General features: G+C 74.0%; 17 protein-coding genes. 7 read left to right on the plus strand and 10 right to left on the minus strand.

All coding sequences use genetic code 11. From position 1 onward, the window contains the following. Both ACXJKG_RS11725 and ACXJKG_RS11730 read right to left on the minus strand, forming a co-directional pair. A partial coding sequence (locus ACXJKG_RS11725; protein ID WP_456845939.1) for a mannitol dehydrogenase family protein occupies window positions 1-498 on the minus strand: 498 nt, incomplete at its 3' end. Continuing rightward, the gene (locus tag ACXJKG_RS11730) at window positions 495-1595 is read right to left on the minus strand and encodes a LacI family DNA-binding transcriptional regulator (RefSeq protein WP_456845940.1); all 1101 of its coding nucleotides are present in this window, start codon (window positions 1593-1595) and stop codon (window positions 495-497) included. The genes ACXJKG_RS11730 and ACXJKG_RS11725, both read right to left, overlap by 4 nt. Before the next feature lie 199 nt (window positions 1596-1794). Between ACXJKG_RS11730 and uxaC the strand changes: the two genes are divergently transcribed. Genes uxaC through ACXJKG_RS11745 form a run of 3 tightly spaced genes read left to right on the plus strand, consistent with a single transcriptional unit; the run spans window position 1795 to window position 5053 of the window. After that, a complete protein-coding gene (gene uxaC / locus ACXJKG_RS11735; protein ID WP_456845941.1) occupies window positions 1795-3303 on the plus strand; it encodes a glucuronate isomerase in 1509 nt (502 codons plus the stop codon). After that, a complete protein-coding gene (gene eda / locus ACXJKG_RS11740) occupies window positions 3300-3929 on the plus strand; it encodes a bifunctional 4-hydroxy-2-oxoglutarate aldolase/2-dehydro-3-deoxy-phosphogluconate aldolase (RefSeq protein WP_456845942.1) in 630 nt (209 codons plus the stop codon). Before uxaC ends, eda begins: the two co-directional genes overlap by 4 nt. Window positions 3930-3949: 20 nt before the next feature. Further along, a complete protein-coding gene (locus ACXJKG_RS11745; protein WP_456845943.1) occupies window positions 3950-5053 on the plus strand; it encodes a PfkB family carbohydrate kinase in 1104 nt (367 codons plus the stop codon). A 27-nt stretch (window positions 5054-5080) separates the two neighbouring features. Here the strand turns inward: ACXJKG_RS11745 and ACXJKG_RS11750 are convergent, their stop codons facing one another. Together ACXJKG_RS11750 and ACXJKG_RS11755 are read right to left on the minus strand one after the other, a co-directional pair. Continuing rightward, window positions 5081-5266 carry a hypothetical protein gene (locus ACXJKG_RS11750; RefSeq protein ID WP_456845944.1) on the minus strand — a complete coding sequence of 62 codons (186 nt, stop codon included), beginning with the start codon at window positions 5264-5266 and terminating at the stop codon, window positions 5081-5083. A 78-nt stretch (window positions 5267-5344) separates the two neighbouring features. Then, window positions 5345-6868 (minus strand): UxaA family hydrolase, encoded by a 1524-nt coding sequence (locus tag ACXJKG_RS11755; protein WP_456845945.1) that lies wholly within the window; start codon window positions 6866-6868, stop codon window positions 5345-5347. A 114-nt stretch (window positions 6869-6982) separates the two neighbouring features. Between ACXJKG_RS11755 and ACXJKG_RS11760 the strand changes: the two genes are divergently transcribed. Continuing rightward, complete coding sequence (locus ACXJKG_RS11760) at window positions 6983-8005, plus strand: LacI family DNA-binding transcriptional regulator (protein ID WP_456845946.1); 1023 nt, start codon at window positions 6983-6985, stop codon at window positions 8003-8005. A 1-nt stretch (window position 8006) separates the two neighbouring features. Further along, window positions 8007-8333 carry a hypothetical protein gene (locus ACXJKG_RS11765; protein ID WP_456845947.1) on the plus strand — a complete coding sequence of 109 codons (327 nt, stop codon included), beginning with the start codon at window positions 8007-8009 and terminating at the stop codon, window positions 8331-8333. On the opposite strand, the gene ACXJKG_RS11770 is transcribed toward ACXJKG_RS11765, so the two are convergent. The 4 genes from ACXJKG_RS11770 to ACXJKG_RS11785 form a co-directional block, all read right to left on the minus strand. Next, the gene (locus ACXJKG_RS11770; protein WP_456845948.1) at window positions 8330-9025 is read right to left on the minus strand and encodes a FadR/GntR family transcriptional regulator; all 696 of its coding nucleotides are present in this window, start codon (window positions 9023-9025) and stop codon (window positions 8330-8332) included. The genes ACXJKG_RS11765 and ACXJKG_RS11770 overlap by 4 nt on opposite strands. Before the next feature lie 24 nt (window positions 9026-9049). After that, complete coding sequence (locus ACXJKG_RS11775) at window positions 9050-9919, minus strand: amidohydrolase family protein (RefSeq protein WP_456845949.1); 870 nt, start codon at window positions 9917-9919, stop codon at window positions 9050-9052. A gap of 95 nt (window positions 9920-10014) precedes the next feature. Continuing rightward, window positions 10015-11781, minus strand: coding sequence for a gamma-glutamyltransferase family protein (locus ACXJKG_RS11780; RefSeq protein WP_456845950.1), 1767 nt, complete (start codon window positions 11779-11781; stop codon window positions 10015-10017). Between the two features lie 29 nt (window positions 11782-11810). Further along, window positions 11811-12272 (minus strand): tRNA (cytidine(34)-2'-O)-methyltransferase, encoded by a 462-nt coding sequence (locus ACXJKG_RS11785; protein WP_456845951.1) that lies wholly within the window; start codon window positions 12270-12272, stop codon window positions 11811-11813. 28 nt (window positions 12273-12300) lie between these two features. On the opposite strand from ACXJKG_RS11785, the gene mgrA reads away from it, so the two are divergent. Continuing rightward, the gene (mgrA, locus tag ACXJKG_RS11790) at window positions 12301-13326 is read left to right on the plus strand and encodes an L-glyceraldehyde 3-phosphate reductase (RefSeq protein ID WP_456845952.1); all 1026 of its coding nucleotides are present in this window, start codon (window positions 12301-12303) and stop codon (window positions 13324-13326) included. 18 nt (window positions 13327-13344) lie between these two features. On the opposite strand, the gene ACXJKG_RS11795 is transcribed toward mgrA, so the two are convergent. Then, the gene (locus ACXJKG_RS11795) at window positions 13345-14421 is read right to left on the minus strand and encodes a LacI family DNA-binding transcriptional regulator (protein ID WP_456845953.1); all 1077 of its coding nucleotides are present in this window, start codon (window positions 14419-14421) and stop codon (window positions 13345-13347) included. A 252-nt stretch (window positions 14422-14673) separates the two neighbouring features. Here ACXJKG_RS11795 and ACXJKG_RS11800 point away from each other — a divergent pair, with 252 nt between their 5' ends. Next, complete coding sequence (locus ACXJKG_RS11800) at window positions 14674-15354, plus strand: glycosyl transferase (RefSeq protein ID WP_456845954.1); 681 nt, start codon at window positions 14674-14676, stop codon at window positions 15352-15354. Window positions 15355-15412: 58 nt separating this feature from the next. Here ACXJKG_RS11800 and ACXJKG_RS11805 read toward each other — a convergent pair. After that, window positions 15413-15733, minus strand: a 321-nt coding sequence (locus ACXJKG_RS11805; protein WP_456845955.1) for an LPXTG cell wall anchor domain-containing protein, incomplete at its 5' end; no start/stop codon positions are given.

Below are 15733 nucleotides of genomic sequence, written 5' to 3' on the forward strand. Positions count from 1 at the left end.
CAGCTCGGCGGCGAGCGAGGCGAGGTCGGCCGCCAGGTCGGGGTCCATGAGGTCCGGGCCCCCGGCCGCGGCCCGTCGGTAGCCCTTCTCGGTCACCGTGAGCGTCACGACGTGCGTGGTCGGCGCGGCGATCGTCGACATCACCCGGGCGGTGTCGGTGCCCGGGAACGCGACGTCCCGCAGCGATCCGATCAGGCGCAGCGACGTCTGGTCGGTGCCCTTGGTCAGGACGCCGTAGAGGCCGTCCTGGGGGGCCAGCTGCTCCACCACGCGGGCGCTGCGCTGCGTCACGCCGAGAATGCCCCAGCCCAGCTCGCCCGTCGCGGCCGCCGCGTCCTCGGTGAACACCGCCTGGTGCGCCCGGTGGAACGCGCCGAGGCCGAGGTGCACGATCCCGACGCTCACCGAGCCCGGGTCGAGCACGGGCAGCCTGACGGTCGGGGGCAGGCGGCGTGCATCGAGGGAGGCCAGGGCGGCGCGCGAGAGCCGGTCCGTCATTGTGCCGCCCCGGTCGCGCTGCTCGCCACGCCGGTCGACGCGCGGACCACCAGCTCGACGCCGATGCGCACGGTGGGGGCGTCGCCGCCGGCCGTCGCCGTGCTCGTGATGCCCTGCCTGCTCTGCGCAGCCGTGTCGAGCGCCGCGGCGAGCGCGGACTCCACGGCCGTCGGCACCGACCCCGTCTCGACCAGCAGATCGACGGCCGCGCGGCCCAGCCGGGCGAGCGGGACGGTGACCGTGGTGAGCGCCGGCGACACCAGGGTCGCGGCCGGGATGTCGTCGTACCCGACGACCGAGACGTCCTCGGGGACGCGGTTCCCGCGTGCCCTCAGGCGGCTGAGGACGCCGAGGGCGAGCAGGTCGTTGTGGGCGAGCACGGCGGTCACCCCGCTGGCCGCGACCAGGTCGCCGGCGGCCACGCCGCCGCCGAACACCGGCGGGAAGTGCCCGAGGTCGACCACCTCGACGCTGCGCAGGCCGTGCGAGGCGTGCTCGAGGCCGCGCCTCCGCTGGGCGTCGGACCACGAGCCGACGGGGCCGCCGGCGTAGCCGATCCGCCGGTGGCCCAGGGCGTGCAGGTGCGTCACGGACTGGCGGATCCCGTCGGCGTTGTCGATCACCACGGACGGCAGGCCGTCGTGCAGGCGGTTGACGAGCAGGAGCGGGACGTCGCGGTCGAGGACGTCCCGGCTGAGCCGGTCCAGCTCGGTCTCCGACATGCGCGGGGAGCAGAGCACGACGCCGTCCACCTGCGCGCCGAGGTGCCCGACGAGCTCGGCCTCGAGCCGGGGGTCCTCCTCGGCGTCCGCCACGAGCAGCGCGAACCCCAGGGCGCGCGCCCTGGCCTGGACGCCCTTGGCGACGGCGGCGAAGAACGGGTTCTCCAGGTCGGGCACGACGAGGCAGAGGTTGCCGGTGCGCCCGGTGATGAGCTCGCGCGCGGCGCGGTTGGGGCGGTAGCCGAGCTCCCGGGCGACGTGCTGGACGTGCTCGCGGCGGGCCGGCGCGACGAGGTCGGGGGCGCTGAGCGCGCGGGAGGCCGTCGCCGGCGAGACGCCGGCGGCCCGCGCGACGTCGCGCAGCGTGACCACCACGTGGCACCCCTTTCTGTGTCGGTCGACCGGGTGAATGCGATTTCAGCACGCTCCACCACGCCGCGGCAAGCCTGTTCTCGAGATGCGGGACGAACGCGGCCAGCCCCTTGTGGTCTGGGCACTCACCTGGTTGGCTGCGATGAATGCGTTTGCACCGCGAGTCATCGGGCGTCGCGGTATCCAGGTCGAGGAGGAGTCGATGGTCGGCGAGAAGGGCTGGTGGCTGCATCCGGACCGGGCGCTGCCCAGCGATCCCGCCGTGCGCCCGATCGCGCGGGAGATCCTCGCCTCGACCGCCGGTCTGCCGATCGTCTCGATGCACGGTCACGTCGACGCGGGCGTGCTGGCGCGCGACGAGCCGTTCGCGGACCCCGCGTCGCTGCTGGTGACGCCGGACCACTACCTGGTCCGGATGCTGGTGTCGCAGGGTGTCCCGCACGACGCCCTCGGGGTCCCGCGCGCGGACCGGCCCGGCGTGGCCGCGGACCCGCGGGAGGTCTGGCGCACGTTCGCCACGCACTGGTCGCTGTTCCGCGGCACGCCGACGCGCTACTGGCTCGAGCACGAGCTGGTCGAGGTGTTCGGGCTCGACGAGCGACCGTCGGCCGAGTCCGCCGACCGGCTCTACGACCTGCTGGCGGAGCGGCTGGCCGAGCCCGCCTACCGCCCGCTGGCGCTGTTCGAGCGGTTCGGGCTCGAGATACTGGCGACGACGGACGCAGCGACGGCCACCCTGGCCGACCATGCCGACCTCGCGGCCCGCGGGTGGGGTGGCCGGATCGTGCCGACGTTCCGGCCGGACGCGGTCCTGCACGTCGACCGCCCCGGGTGGCGTGCGGACGTGGCCCTCCTCGAGGAGCGCTCGGGCGTGCCCATCGGCGGGTACCGCGACCTGGTCCGGGCGCTGGAGGAGCGTCGGCGCACCTTCGTCGCGGCAGGCGCGCGCGCGACCGACCACGGGCACCTGTCGGCCGACACCACCCCGCTCAGCGCCGGCGAGGCCGAGCGGATCGTGTCCGCCGCCCTGCGGGGCGACGTGTCGGCCGCCGACGCGCAGGCGTTCTCCGGCCACATGCTCCTCGAGATGGCACGCATGTCCTGCGAGGACGGCCTGGTGATGCAGCTGCACCCGGGAGTCCTGCGCGACCACGACCCCGCCGTCGCGGCGCTCCGCGGACCCGACGTCGGCTACGACATCCCCGTGCCGACCGACTACGTGCACGGGTTGCGGCCGCTGCTCGAGGCGTTCGGCCACCACCCGAACCTGCGGCTGGTCCTGTTCACGGTGGACGAGGACACGTTCAGCCGGGAGCTCGCCCCGATCGCCGGCGTCTACCCGGCCGTGCGGCTCGGGGCGCCGTGGTGGTTCCTGGACACCCCCGACGGCATGCGCCGGTTCCGCGAGGCGGTGACCGACACGGCGGGGTTCGCCAACACCAGCGGGTTCGTCGACGACACGCGCGCGTTCTGCTCGATCCCCGCCCGGCACGACCTCGCCCGCCGGGTCGACGCCGGGTTCCTGGGCAGGCTGGTGGCCGAGCACCGCCTCGAGCTCGACGAAGCCATCGAGACCGCGATCGATCTCGCCTACCGGATCCCGCGGCAGGCGTATGCTCCACCGCAAGCGGCAAACGCTTTCCCGCCTACGAGCGCCGAGCCAGGCGTGGCGGCGACCGGCGACGAGAACGGTGCGAAGGAGCACGAGTGAGCGAGATCCTCCAGCGTCTGGCGGCCCACCGCCTGGTCCCGGTCGTCGTCATCGACGACGCGGCGCACGCGGACGCCCTGGCCCAGGCACTCGTCGACGGCGGACTGCCGGTCGCCGAGGTCACGTTCCGCACGCCGGCCGCCGGCGACGCGATCCGCGCGATGGCGGCCCGCGGCGACGTGCTCGTCGGCGCAGGCACCGTCCTGACCCCGGCACAGGTCGACGCCGCCGTGGCGGCGGGCGCGTCCTACGTCGTCTCACCCGGTACCAGCCGCGCGGTGGTCGAGCGCTGCCAGGAGCACGGCGTGCTCGCGCTGCCCGGCGCCGTGACGGCGACCGAGGTCCAGGCGGCGCTCGAGCTCGGGCTCACCACGGTCAAGTTCTTCCCCGCCGGCACGTCCGGGGGAGCCAAGGCCGTCGCGGCGCTCGCGGCGCCGTTCGGGGACGTCGGCTTCGTGCCGACCGGCGGCATCGGCCCGGCGAACCTGGCCGAGTACCTCGCGCTGCCGTCCGTGCGGGCCGTCGGGGGCTCGTGGATGGTCCCGCGCGACCTGGTCCGCGCGGGCGACCTCGATGCCGTCCGCGACCTCACGGCCGAGGCAGTGAGCCTCGTCGCACACCTCTGACCTGCGAGGAGTCCCCGCACATGTCCGACCTGCACATCCGCCCCGCGAGCGAGACGCGGTACGACGCGGTCTCCCTCGGCGAGGTCATGCTCCGCCTCGACCCCGGCGAGGGCCGGATCCGCACCGCCCGGTCCTTCCGGGTGTGGGAGGGCGGCGGTGAGTACAACGTCGCCCGCGGCCTGCGCCGGGCGTTCGGGCAGCGCACGGCGATCGTCACCGCGCTGGCGGACAACGAGATCGGGCGGCTGGTCGAGGACTGCATCCTCACGGGCGGCGTGGACACGTCGTTGCTGCGCTGGGTTCCGTACGACGGGGTCGGGCGCGCGGTGCGCAACGGGCTCAACTTCACCGAGCGCGGGTTCGGGGTGCGGGGCGCCGTCGGCGTGAGCGACCGCGGGCACACCGCCGCCGCGCAGCTGGCCCCCGGCGACATCGACTGGGAGCACCTGTTCGGCGAGCTCGGCGTGCGGTGGTTCCACACCGGCGGCATCTTCGCCGCGCTGTCCGACAGCGCGGCCGAGACCGTGATCGAGGCGGTGACCGTCGCCCGCAAGCACGGCACGATCGTCAGCTACGACCTCAACTACCGCCCGAGCCTCTGGAAGGCCGTCGGCGGGCAGGCGCGCGCGCAGGAGGTCAACCGCGCGATCGCGTCGTCCATCGACGTGATGATCGGCAACGAGGAGGACTTCACCGCCTCGCTCGGCTTCGAGGTCGAGGGCGTCGACGAGAACCTCAGCTCGCTCGAGCTCGACTCGTTCGCGGCGATGATCGACCGCGTCGCCCAGGAGTACCCGAACTTCCAGGTCATCGCCACGACCCTGCGCACGGTGCACTCCGCCACGGTCAACGACTGGGGCGCGATCGCCTGGTCGAAGGACACCGGCCTGGTCAGCGCGACCCACCGGGAACGGCTCGAGATCCTCGACCGCGTCGGCGGCGGCGACTCGTTCGCGTCGGGGCTGGTCTACGGCCTCCTGGACGGCCAGAGCCTGCAGACCGCCGTCGAGTACGGGGCCGCGCACGGCGCGCTGGCCATGACGACCCCGGGGGACACGACGATGGTCAGCAAGGCCGAGGTGCTCAAGCTCGCCGGCGGGGGCGGTGCGCGGGTCGACCGATGACGCCGGCGGGTGCGCGCGACCCGCTGACTACTCCGTGAAGCTCCACGAACCCACCGGGGCGTACGAGGAGTCCGAGATCGTCTCGCCCGCGCCGGGCTCCATCGGGTAGTGCTTCACGTTCCCGGCCCAGTAGCGCAGGATCCGGCCGAGCTCGCCGAGGACGTCGTCGGGGACGACGCCGGCGGACAGGTCGACCTCGAGCGTGAACTTCATCGGGGAACCTCCTGACGGGTGGCCTCCGACCGTACGTCCCCCCGCCACGGCACGGTCAAGAGCGGGAGCACAGGAGCGTCAGGTCACCGCGCCGAGCTGCCACGGCACGAACTCGTCGGCCCCGAGGTCGAGCTCCTCGGAGACGGTCTGCTGCCCGGAGGCGACGGCGATGATCAGCTCGAACAGCTCCTCGCCGACGGAGTCGACGGTCGCGGTGCCGTCGACGATCCGCCCGGCGTTGAGGTCCATGTCCTCGGCCATCCGCAGGTAGGTCGCGGTGTTCGTCGCGACCTTGATGGACGGCGTGGGCTTGCACCCCAGCACGGACCCGCGGCCTGTGGTGAACACGACGACCGTGGCGCCGCCGGCGACGAGGCCGGTCACGGAGACGGGGTCGTAGCCGGGCGTGTCCATGAAGGTGAACCCGCGGGCGGTCACGGGCTCGGCGTACTCGTAGACCTCGACCAGCTCGGCGGTCCCGCCCTTGGCGACGGCGCCGAGCGACTTCTCGAGGATCGTCGTCAGCCCGCCGGCCTTGTTGCCGGGCGAGGGGTTGTTGTCCATGGTCCCGCCGCCGGCGGCGGTGTAGCCCTTCCACCAGTCGAGCCGATCGAGCAGCTTCTGGCCCACGGAGCGGGAGACCGCGCGCCGCAGCAGGAGGTGCTCGGCGCCGAACACCTCGGGGGTCTCGGCGAGGACCGAGGTGCCGCCGCGCGCGACCAGCAGGTCGGAGGCGTGGCCGAGGGCGGGGTTGGCGGTGATGCCGGAGTACCCGTCGGAGCCGCCGCAGTTGAGCCCGAGCACGAGTGACGAGACGGGCGCGGGGGTGCGGCGCAGCGCGTCGATGCCGGGGAGCATCGTCTCGATCGCCGCGACGCCGGCGCGCACGGTGGCGCGGATCCCGCCGGTCTCCTGGATGACGAGCGTGGTGACGGGCTTGTCGGCGGGCAGCGTCAGCCCGTCCAGGAGGGACTGCGCGGGGATCATCTCGCAGCCCAGGCCCAGCACCAGCAGGCCGGCGATGTTCGGGTGGTCGGCGTACCCGCGCAGGGTGCGCCGCGTGATCTGCGCGCCCTCGCTCGTCGGCACCAGGCCGCAGCCGGTGTCGTGGGTGAGCGCGACGACCCCGTCGGCGTGCGGGTAGGCGTCGAGCGCGCGGCCGCGGAACTGGTCGGCGATCAGGCGGGCGGTCGACGCCGAGCAGTTCACGGACGTGACGATGCCGACGTAGTTGCGGGTGCCCCAGCGGCCGTCGCTGCGGGCGTACCCGTCGAAGGTCCGGACGGGCCCGGCGGGSGTCGGSAGSGTGACGCGGGCGGTGCCGAACTCGTAGGCGCGCTCGTCGTCGTCCATGCCGAGGTTGTGGCTGTGCACGTGGTCGCCGACGGCGATGTCGCGGGTCGCGCGGCCGATCGACTGCCCGTACTTGTGCACGGCGGCGCCGGCGGGGACGGCGCGGAGCGCGAGCTTGTGACCGCGCGGCACGCTCTGGTTGACCACCAGCGCGTCGAGCTCGGTGCCGGACTGCAGGTCCCGTGTCGCGACCCCGACGTCGTCGTCCGGGCGCAGCACGAGCACGCAGTCAGCCAGGGCGAGCGTCATCGGCGTCCCTTCCACGTGGAATCTACCCGCAGGATATCGCTTTCCCGACGAAGGTACCGGCGTTGCCCGGCCCGAACGTGCCGCGCGGCCGGGGCAAGCGCCTACCCTCCAGACATGGCCGCTTCCGTCACCCTCAGCGACGTCGCACGCGAGGCAGGCGTGTCGCTCGCCACCGCCTCGCGCGCCATCAACGGCAGCGCCAACCGCACGGTCCGCGCGGACCTGCGCGACCGGGTGCTCGCCGCGGCGACCCGCCTGCGCTACACGCCCGACGCCAACGCGCAGGCGATGGCCCGCGGCCGCACGACGTCGCTGGGCCTGGTGGTGCACGACATCGCCGACCCGTACTTCTCCTCGATCGCGGCGGGCGTCGCGCGCGCGGCGCAACGGGCCGGCCTGCAGGTGACGCTGGCCAGCACCCAGCACGACCCGAGCCGCGAGAGCGGGCTGGTCGACCTGCTCAAGCGGCAGCGGGCGCGCGCCATCGTCATCGCCGGCGGCCGGCTGGACGACGAGGCCACCAACGACGAGCTCCGCGCGGCGCTCGCCGACTATCGCGCGGTGGGTGGCTCCACCGCGCTCATCGGCCAGCCCATCCTCGGTGTCGACTCCGTGGTGATCGACAACGCGCAGGGCGCCGGCGACCTGGCCAAGGCGCTGCACGGGCGCGGCTACCGGCGGTTCGCTGTGCTGGCCGGTCCCGCGGGCCACCTGACCGCGCGCGAGCGCAGCGAGTCCTTCCGCGGGGCGCTGGCCGAGCTGGGCAGCCCGGTCCCGGACAGCGCCGTGCTCACCAGCGCGTTCACGCACGAGGGCGGCGAGGACGCGATGCGGACGCTGTTGCGCGGCGGTGACCTGCCGGAGCTGGTGTTCGCCGTCAACGACGTCATGGCCCTGGGCGCCCTCGCGGCCGCGCGCGAGGCGGGCGTCCGGGTCCCGGACGACATCGCGCTCGCGGGGTTCGACGACATCTCGACGCTGCGCGACGTCGTCCCGGCGCTGACCACCGTGCGGATCCCGCTGGTCGACGTGGGCATCGCCGCGACCGAGCTGGCCCTCGCGGACGCCTCGGACGAACCCCGGCTCACGCACGTGCCCACCGAGGTGGTCCTGCGCGACTCGACGCCGGGCCTCTGACATGACCCAGCCGATCGTCGAGATCCACGTGCCCCTGACCCCGGACCCGGACGTCGCCCCGGGTGCGTACCCGTTCCCGTGGATCGACGACATCGAAGAGACGCTCGAGCTCGGCGCGGAGGACGGCGTGTACGAGGTGTACGACGACGCCGAGGAGCTGGGCGACGAGTACGTCTTCTTCATCACCGGCGACGAGGAGTCGGACCTGCTCGTCGTCGCGACGCAGGTGGCCAACCTCGTCGGCGTGCCGGACGGGACGTTCGCCGTGGTGACCGACGAGGACCAGCAGGACCTCGGCACGGGCCGCCGCGTGGAGCTGTCGAGCTAGTCGTCCCAGGGCGCGCGGGCTCCGGTCGCCGAGTCCTCGAGGCCGAGCAGGTGGGTGGCCATCCGCAGCCGCGCACGGTCGGGGTCGCGGGCCGCGACGGCGGCCAGGATCGCCTCGTGCTCGACGAAGGCGCGGTCCTCAGCGCCCTCGTCACTCAGCCCGCGCCAGAGGCGGGTCCGGGAGGCGCGCCCGGCCAGGCCTTCCACCAGAGCGGCGAGCACGGGGTTGCCCGACGCCCGTGCGATCTCCTCGTGGAAGGCGAGGTCGGCGTCGACCAGCCGGTCGTGGTCGAGCGGGTGCTGGACCAGCGCGCGGGCGGTCTCGTCCAGCACGGCCCGCAGCCGGGCGAGCCCGTCGTCGTCGATGTGCAGCGACGCCAGGCCGGCGGCCTCGGTCTCCAGCAGGCGCCGGACCGCGTGGAAGGCCGCGGCGTCGTCCTGCAGCTCGGCGACGAACCCGACGGGCGCGAGCAGCAGCGCGGGGTCGAGCGTCGTGACGTAGGTGCCGTCGCCGTGGCGGGAGTCGAGGATGCCGAGGGTGCCGAGCGCGCGGACCCCCTCGCGCAGCGAGCCGCGGGACACCCCGAGGGTCGCGGCGAGCTCCTTCTCGGCCGGGAGCCGCTCGCCGGCCCGCAGTCGCCCGTCGAGGATCATCTGCTTGACCCCGTCGACGACGTCATCGGAACGTGACACGGAGCGAACCTAGCGGTCGGCGGGTCAGAAGGCGTCGAAAGGCAACCCGTACACCCGGGTGGCAGTCCCTCCGAGCACCAGCGCGCGGTCGGCGTCGGGGAGGCCGTCGACGGTGCTGCGCAGCCCGTGCCAGACCTGCGCGTACGAGTCGCCCTCGAGCAGCGCGTAGGGCCAGTCGCTGCCGAGCATGAGCCGGTCCGGCCCGAACGCCTCGAGCGCGCGCTCGACAGACGGGAGCAGGTGGTCGGGCCGCCACCCCGCTCCCGCGGCGGTGGCCAGGCCCGAGAGCTTGGCGACGACGTTCGGCAGCTGGGCGACCGCCCCGAGCAGGGCCGACCAGTGGGCCCAGGCGTCCCGGTCGCCCGCGCGCTGCGCCGCGATCGGCGGGGAACCGAGGTGGTCGAGCACGATCGTGAGCTTCGGGTGCTTCTCGGCCACGGTGGCGACGTGGGCCAGCACGGTCGGGTTCGGTGTCCGCAGGTCGAAGGTCAGGCGCCGCTCGGTGAGGAGCGAGAGCCCGTCGTCGACGGCCGGCCGCAGCAGCCAGTCGGGGTCGCGCTCGTCGTGCACCCGGTGGCCGATGCCGACGATCGGCTCGCGCCGCCACTTCTCCAGCTGGGTCGCGGCCTCGTCGGGGGCGTCCAGCGGCACCCATGCCACCACGCCGGCCACGCGCGGCGAGGACAACGCCTGGAAGAGCATGAGCTCGGAGTCCGCGCGGTTGTCGGCGGCCTGCACCAGCACCACCCACGCGACGCCCTCGTCGGCGAGCTGGTCCTCGATGTCCGGCACCCGGAACTCGCGGTGCAGCGCCGTGTTCTCGGACGTCATCCAGGGGTAGTGGACGGCGTCGGGATTCCACACCTGCAGGTGGGCATCCACGACGTCGGGCATGTGCCGACGCTAACAGTGGTCCGATCTCTGGGCCTGACGGCCCGGCGGTTCCTCATCGAACCCTCATCAAGGGGTCGATTCATCGGAGGTCTTGCCTAGCGGCCGACCGCGTAGCCCTGCATCCCGCGGGGGTTGGCGGCGGCGACGAGCAGTCCGTCCGACCGCACGCCGGCCGCGCTCAACCGTCCGAGCTCCCACGGGCCGGTGGTCTCGATCGCGTGACCGCGCTCGGCGAGCCCGTCGATCACGTCGGACCCGAGCCGCGACTCGACCACCAGGCCGCGCGGCGTGTGCGTGCGCGGGTAGAACGAGCCGGGCACGTGCGACGAGTGCCAGGCGGGAGCGTCGATCGCGGCCTGCAGCCCGGCGCCGCCCAGCATGTGCCGCAGCAGGAACGGGACGGTCCACTGGTCCTGCTGGTCGCCGCCGGGCGTGCCGAACGCGAACCCGGTCCCGTCGTCGTCCAGCAGCATCGCCGGGCTCAGGGTGGTGCGCGGCCGCTTGCCGGGCGCCAGGCTGTTGGGGAGCCCGGGCTCGAGCCAGAACATCTGCGCGCGCGTCGGCAGGGCGAACCCGAGGCCGGGCACCACGGGGCTCGACTGCAGCCAGCCGCCCGACGGCGTGGCGGACACGCGGTTGCCCCAGCGGTCGACGACGTCCACGTGGCAGGTGTCGCCCGGGCTCAGTCCTAGCGGCGAGACGGTGGGTTCGCCGACGCCGACGCCGGAGCTCTCGCGGGAGTCCCACAGGCTCGCCGACACCCGCGGCACGCGCCCGTCGGGGGAGCCGGGCAGGAGGCCCTCGGAGGCCATGGGCCCGACGAGCGCGGCCCGCGCCGCGGCGTACTCCGGGGACAGCAGAGTCGCCAGCGGGACGTCCGGCACGTCGCCGTACCATGCCTCCCGGTCCGCGAACGCGAGCTTGGCCACCTCGACCACGGTGTGCACGAGGGCGAGCGTGTCGTTGCTGCGCACCAGCCCGGCCACGTCGAGCGCGTCGAGCATGGCGAGCTGCTGCAGGAGCACCGGACCCTGGCCCCACGCGCCGGTCTTGTGGACGGTCCGGCCGGCGAAGCGCAGGGACGTCGTCGGCTCCTCCGTCGCGCGCCAGGCCGCCAGGTCCGAGGCTCGCAGGAACCCCGTGTGCCGCCGGCCCGACGAGTCCTGCACCGCGACCGACGACTGGAAGTCGTCCACCGCCTCCGCGACGAACCCCTCGTAGAACGCCCGCCGCGCCGCCTCGATCTGGGCCTCCCGCGTCCCGCCGGGCACCAGCAGCCGCTCGAACGTGTCGGCCAGCGCCGGGTTGGCGAACCGGGTCCCCGCGGCGGGGACCTGGCCGTGCCGCAGGTAGACCGCGGCGGACGTGGGCCAGTGCTCGGTGAACAGGTCGGCGACGGTGGCGATGGTCCGCGACGCGGCSCGGACCAGCGGGTASCCGTCGCGCGCRTAGCCGATGGCSGGSGCGAGCACGTCGGCSAGSGGGAGSGTGCCGTACCGCGCGAGCAGGTCGAGCCAYGCKCCGAACGCCCCCGGCACCACGGCGGCGAGGTGGCCGGTCCCGGGCACCAGGTCGAGCCCCAGGTCGCGGTAGGCGTCGATGRTGGCCGCGGCCGGAGCGGAGCCCTGCCCGCAGACGACGAAGGTGTGCCCGTCGGAGGCCCGGTGCCCGATGATCGGCGCGTCGCCGCCGGGCCCGTTGAGGTGCGGCTCGACCACGCTGAGCGTGAACCCGGCCGCGGCCGCGGCGTCGAACGCGTTGCCGCCGGCCTCGAGCGTGCGCATCCCGACCGCCGACGCCAGCCAGTGCGTCGAGGCGACCATGCCGAACGTGCCGAGGAGCTCGGGGCGGGTGGTGAACATCCGTCGATCCTGCCGCAGCGGGCGGGCGCTCACACCCCGCCGTCGAACCCCAGCTGCCGCCAGGCCTCGTACACGCCGACGGCGGCGGCGTTCGAGAGGTTCATGGACCGCCTGCCGGCGAGCATCGGGATCCGGACGCCCGCCGTGACCCGGGGGTGCGCGAGGACCTCGTCCGGCAGGCCGGTGGGCTCGGGCCCGAACAGCAGGACGTCCTCGTCGGCCCACGCGACGTCGGTGTGGTGCTGCGTCGCCTGCGTGGTGAACGCGAAGACCCGGCCGGGCAGCGCGGCCAGCAGGGCGTCGAACGAGGGGTGCACGACCACGTGCGCGAGGTCGTGGTAGTCCAGGCCGGCCCGCCTCAGCCTCGCCTCCGACAGGTCGAACCCGAGCGGCTCGACCAGGTGCAGGGTCGCGCCCGTGCCCGCGGCCATCCGGATCGCGTTGCCGGTGTTGCCGGGGATGCGGGGCTCGAAGAACGCGACGTGCAGCACGGGCCGATCCTACGGATAGCGTTGTCTCATGCCCTTCCTCGCCGACGACGCCCGGTACGACTCCATGACCTACCGCCGGACGGGCCGCAGCGGCCTGGACCTGCCGGCGCTCTCGCTCGGCCTCTGGCACAACTTCGGGGGCACCACGCCCCTGGACACGCAGCGCGCCGTCCTGCGCCGGGCGTTCGACCTCGGCATCACGCACATCGACCTGGCCAACAACTACGGCCCGCCGTACGGCTCCGCGGAGGAGAACTTCGGCCGGATCCTGGCCTCCGACCTGCGGCCGTACCGCGACGAGCTGGTCATCTCCTCCAAGGCCGGCTACGACATGTGGCCCGGCCCGTACGGCGACGGCGGCTCGCGCAAGTACCTGCTGTCCTCGCTGGACCAGTCGCTGGCACGCATCGGCGTGGACTACGTCGACATCTTCTACTCGCACCGCCCCGACCCGGCGGTGCCGATCGAGGAGACGATGGGCGCGCTGCACACCGCCGTGACCAGCGGCAAGGCCGTCTACGCCGGCATCTCGAACTACTCGCCGGCCCAGACCCGGGTGGCCCAGCAGGTGCTCGCCGACCTCGGCACGCCGCTGCTGATCCACCAGCCCAGCTACTCGATGTTCAACCGGCACGTCGAGAACGTCGCCGACGGCCAGACCGAGAGCCTGCTCGACGTCGTCGGCGACCTCGGCATCGGCACCATCGTGTTCTCCCCGCTGGCGCAGGGCCTGCTCACCGGTCGCTACCTGTCCGGCGACGTCCCGGCCGACTCCCGCGCGGCCGTCGGTCACTTCCTCAAGCCGGCCGCCATCTCGGAGACCTACCTGTCCCGTGCGCGGGCGCTCAACGAGATCGCCTCGGGCCGCGGGCAGTCGCTCGCGCAGCTCGCGCTGTCGTGGGTGCTCCGCGACGACCGCATCACGTCCGCCCTGGTGGGCGCGAGCTCGGTCGCGCAGCTCGAGGACAACGTCGCCGCCCTGAAGGCCCCTGCCCTCACGGCCGACGAGATCGCCGCGATCGAGCCCCACGCGGTCGACGGCACGGGCCGCTAGGCCGGGCTCCCGGCCCCGTCACACCACCGCGGGCGGCGCCGTGCTGTCGCGGATCACGAGCTCGGTGCCCAGCTCGATGCGTGGGTTGGCCGGCACCTCGCCGCGGGCCAGCGCGAGCACCATGCGGGTCGCCGTCGCGGCCATCTCCTGCAGGGGCTGGTGGATGGTGGTGAGGGCGGGGCCGATCCACTCGGTGACGGGAAGGTCGTCGTAGCCGACGACGGACAGGTCCTCGGGGATCCGCAGGTCGAGCTCGCGGGCCGCGCGCATGACACCGAGCGCCTGGAAGTCGGAGCCGGCGAAGATCGCGGTGGGCCGGTCGGGCCGGTCCAGCAGGTCCATGCCGTGGGTGTAGCCGCCGCCGACGAAGAAGTCGCCGTACCGGATGAGCGCGGGGTCCACCGCGACGCCGGCCTCGTCGAGCGCGGTGCGGTACCCGTCGATGCGCGCCCGGCTGCACAGCACGTCGACCGGGCCGGAGATCACGGCGATCCGACGGTGGCCCAGCCCGAGCAGGTGCCGCGTGGCGGCCAGCCCGCCGGCCCAGTTGGCGGACCCGACTGTCGGCACGCCGGCGGGCTGCTCGCCCGCGGTGTCGACGACGACGAACGGGATCGACCGGGTCTCCAGCTGCCGGCGCTGCGCGGGGTCCAGGTCGGACAGCACCAGGATCACGCCGCGCGGGCGCCGGGCCAGCACGTCGTCGAGCCACTCCTGGCGGGGCCGGTGTGCGCCGCCCAGCTCGGACAGCACCACGCCCATGCGCTCGGGCCCGGCGACGGACTCGACGCCCTTGATGATCTGCACCGCCCAGCCGGCATCGAGCTCGTGGAAGACGAGGTCGAGCAGTCCCGGGCCGGCCTGGCTGCGGGCGCGACGCCGGCGGTACTGGTACCGGTCGATGACCTCCTCGACGCGGGCGCGGGTGACCGCGGCGACGTCGGTGCGGCCGTTGAGCACCTTGGACACGGTCGGGATGGAGACCCCGGCCTCGGCCGCGATGAGGGCGATGGTCGCCACCGGCGTCGGTTCGGTGGCGGCATCGCCCAGCGTTTCGGGCGTGGCGCGGCCGGGGGATGCGCTGGGGGCGGTCATGGGGGGTCCATCCGGTCGTCGCAACTATCGGCTCGAACGTAGCACCACCGCGCAGACGCCCGGGGCGCGCGTCGCCGCAACGCACCCGTATACCGCGGTCAGGACGAGGGAAGACAGCCGTCATGGTGCCCTGCACCGTCGAACCGTGGGCGACCCGCAGGACGCCGATACTTTCGGACACAGCTGTCGCCCGGAGGCGGACGTGCGCAGCCCGCCGGTCGTGAGTCCGGCGGGTGTGGTCGGATGACGGCCATGGCGGCGAGGAGCGACGACGAGATCGGCCCCGGCCTGCTCGCGCGTTCGTCGGCCGCCGTGTACTGGTTCCTCGTGGTCGAGGTGCTGCTGCTCCTGACCAGCGCACCCGGCCTGGTCCTCGTGCAGGCGCTGGACCGCGACGCGAGCAACATCCCCCTGTTCGCGCTGGCGTGCGTGCCCTTCGGGCCGTCGGTCGCCGCCGCCCTGTTCGCGTGGCGGGTGTTCGCGCGTGACCGCGACCTCGCGCCCGCCCGGCACTTCTGGCGGGGCTACCGGCTCGACGCGCTCGACGTGCTGCGCTGGTGGGTGCCGATGCTCGTCGTGCTCGCCGTGATCGCGGTCAACCTCACGCACCTGGCCGACGCGGGTCTGCCGGCGCCGCTCGGGATCGTGCTGGCTGCGCTGGCCCTGCTGCTCGTCCTCTGGTCCGGCCACGCGCTCGTGCTCAGCGCGCTCTTCTCGTTCCGCACGCGCGACGTCGCCCGGCTCGGCGCCTACTTCGTCGCGGCGAAGCCCCTGGTCACCCTCGGGTTCGTCTCGGTGCTGGTGCTCGCGGTCGGAGTGGCCTACCTGTCCGACTGGCTGCTCGTGCTGCTGGCCGCCCCGCTGACCTACCTGTACTCGCGCACGGCCGCGCCGGTCGTGAAGCTCACCGAGGCGCGGTTCACGACGACGTGATGGGCACAGGTCGGGCCCCGCAGCACGAGGCTGCGGGGCCCGACGATGTTCGTGCTGGTCAGCGCCTGGCGAAGCGGCGCAGACCGGCGCCGGCCGCGATGACCGTCGCGCCGAGCAGGGCCAGCAACCCGGCCTGCGAGCCGGTCGCCGCCAGCTCGCCGTCGGTCGCGGCTGGAACCGCGGCGCTCACCGGGACGACGGGTGCCGCAGCGACGGGTGCTTCCGGGGCGACGGGTGCCGCCGGGACGACCGGTGCGGCGGGGTCCGGGGTCTCGACGACCGCGGGCTCGAGCCCGAAGGTGTAGGTCGCGCCGCCGACGACGATGCGTTCGATGACCGCGTCACCGATCACGCCGGAGCCCAGCGAGTAGCCGACGCC

It is taken from the genome of Cellulomonas sp. P5_C6 (genome assembly GCF_054049635.1).

Coding starts and splice junctions, on each gene's coding strand:
- ACXJKG_RS11745 (WP_456845943.1), top strand. CDS start 3,950: ATGTCCGACCTGCACATCCGCCCCGCGAGCGAGACGCGGTACGACGCG.
- ACXJKG_RS11800 (WP_456845954.1), top strand. CDS start 14,674: ATGGCGGCGAGGAGCGACGACGAGATCGGCCCCGGCCTGCTCGCGCGT.
- ACXJKG_RS11750 (WP_456845944.1), bottom strand. CDS start 5,266: ATGAAGTTCACGCTCGAGGTCGACCTGTCCGCCGGCGTCGTCCCCGAC.
- uxaC (WP_456845941.1), top strand. CDS start 1,795: ATGGTCGGCGAGAAGGGCTGGTGGCTGCATCCGGACCGGGCGCTGCCC.
- ACXJKG_RS11775 (WP_456845949.1), bottom strand. CDS start 9,919: ATGCCCGACGTCGTGGATGCCCACCTGCAGGTGTGGAATCCCGACGCC.
- mgrA (WP_456845952.1), top strand. CDS start 12,301: ATGCCCTTCCTCGCCGACGACGCCCGGTACGACTCCATGACCTACCGC.
- ACXJKG_RS11795 (WP_456845953.1), bottom strand. CDS start 14,421: ATGACCGCCCCCAGCGCATCCCCCGGCCGCGCCACGCCCGAAACGCTG.
- ACXJKG_RS11760 (WP_456845946.1), top strand. CDS start 6,983: ATGGCCGCTTCCGTCACCCTCAGCGACGTCGCACGCGAGGCAGGCGTG.
- ACXJKG_RS11765 (WP_456845947.1), top strand. CDS start 8,007: ATGACCCAGCCGATCGTCGAGATCCACGTGCCCCTGACCCCGGACCCG.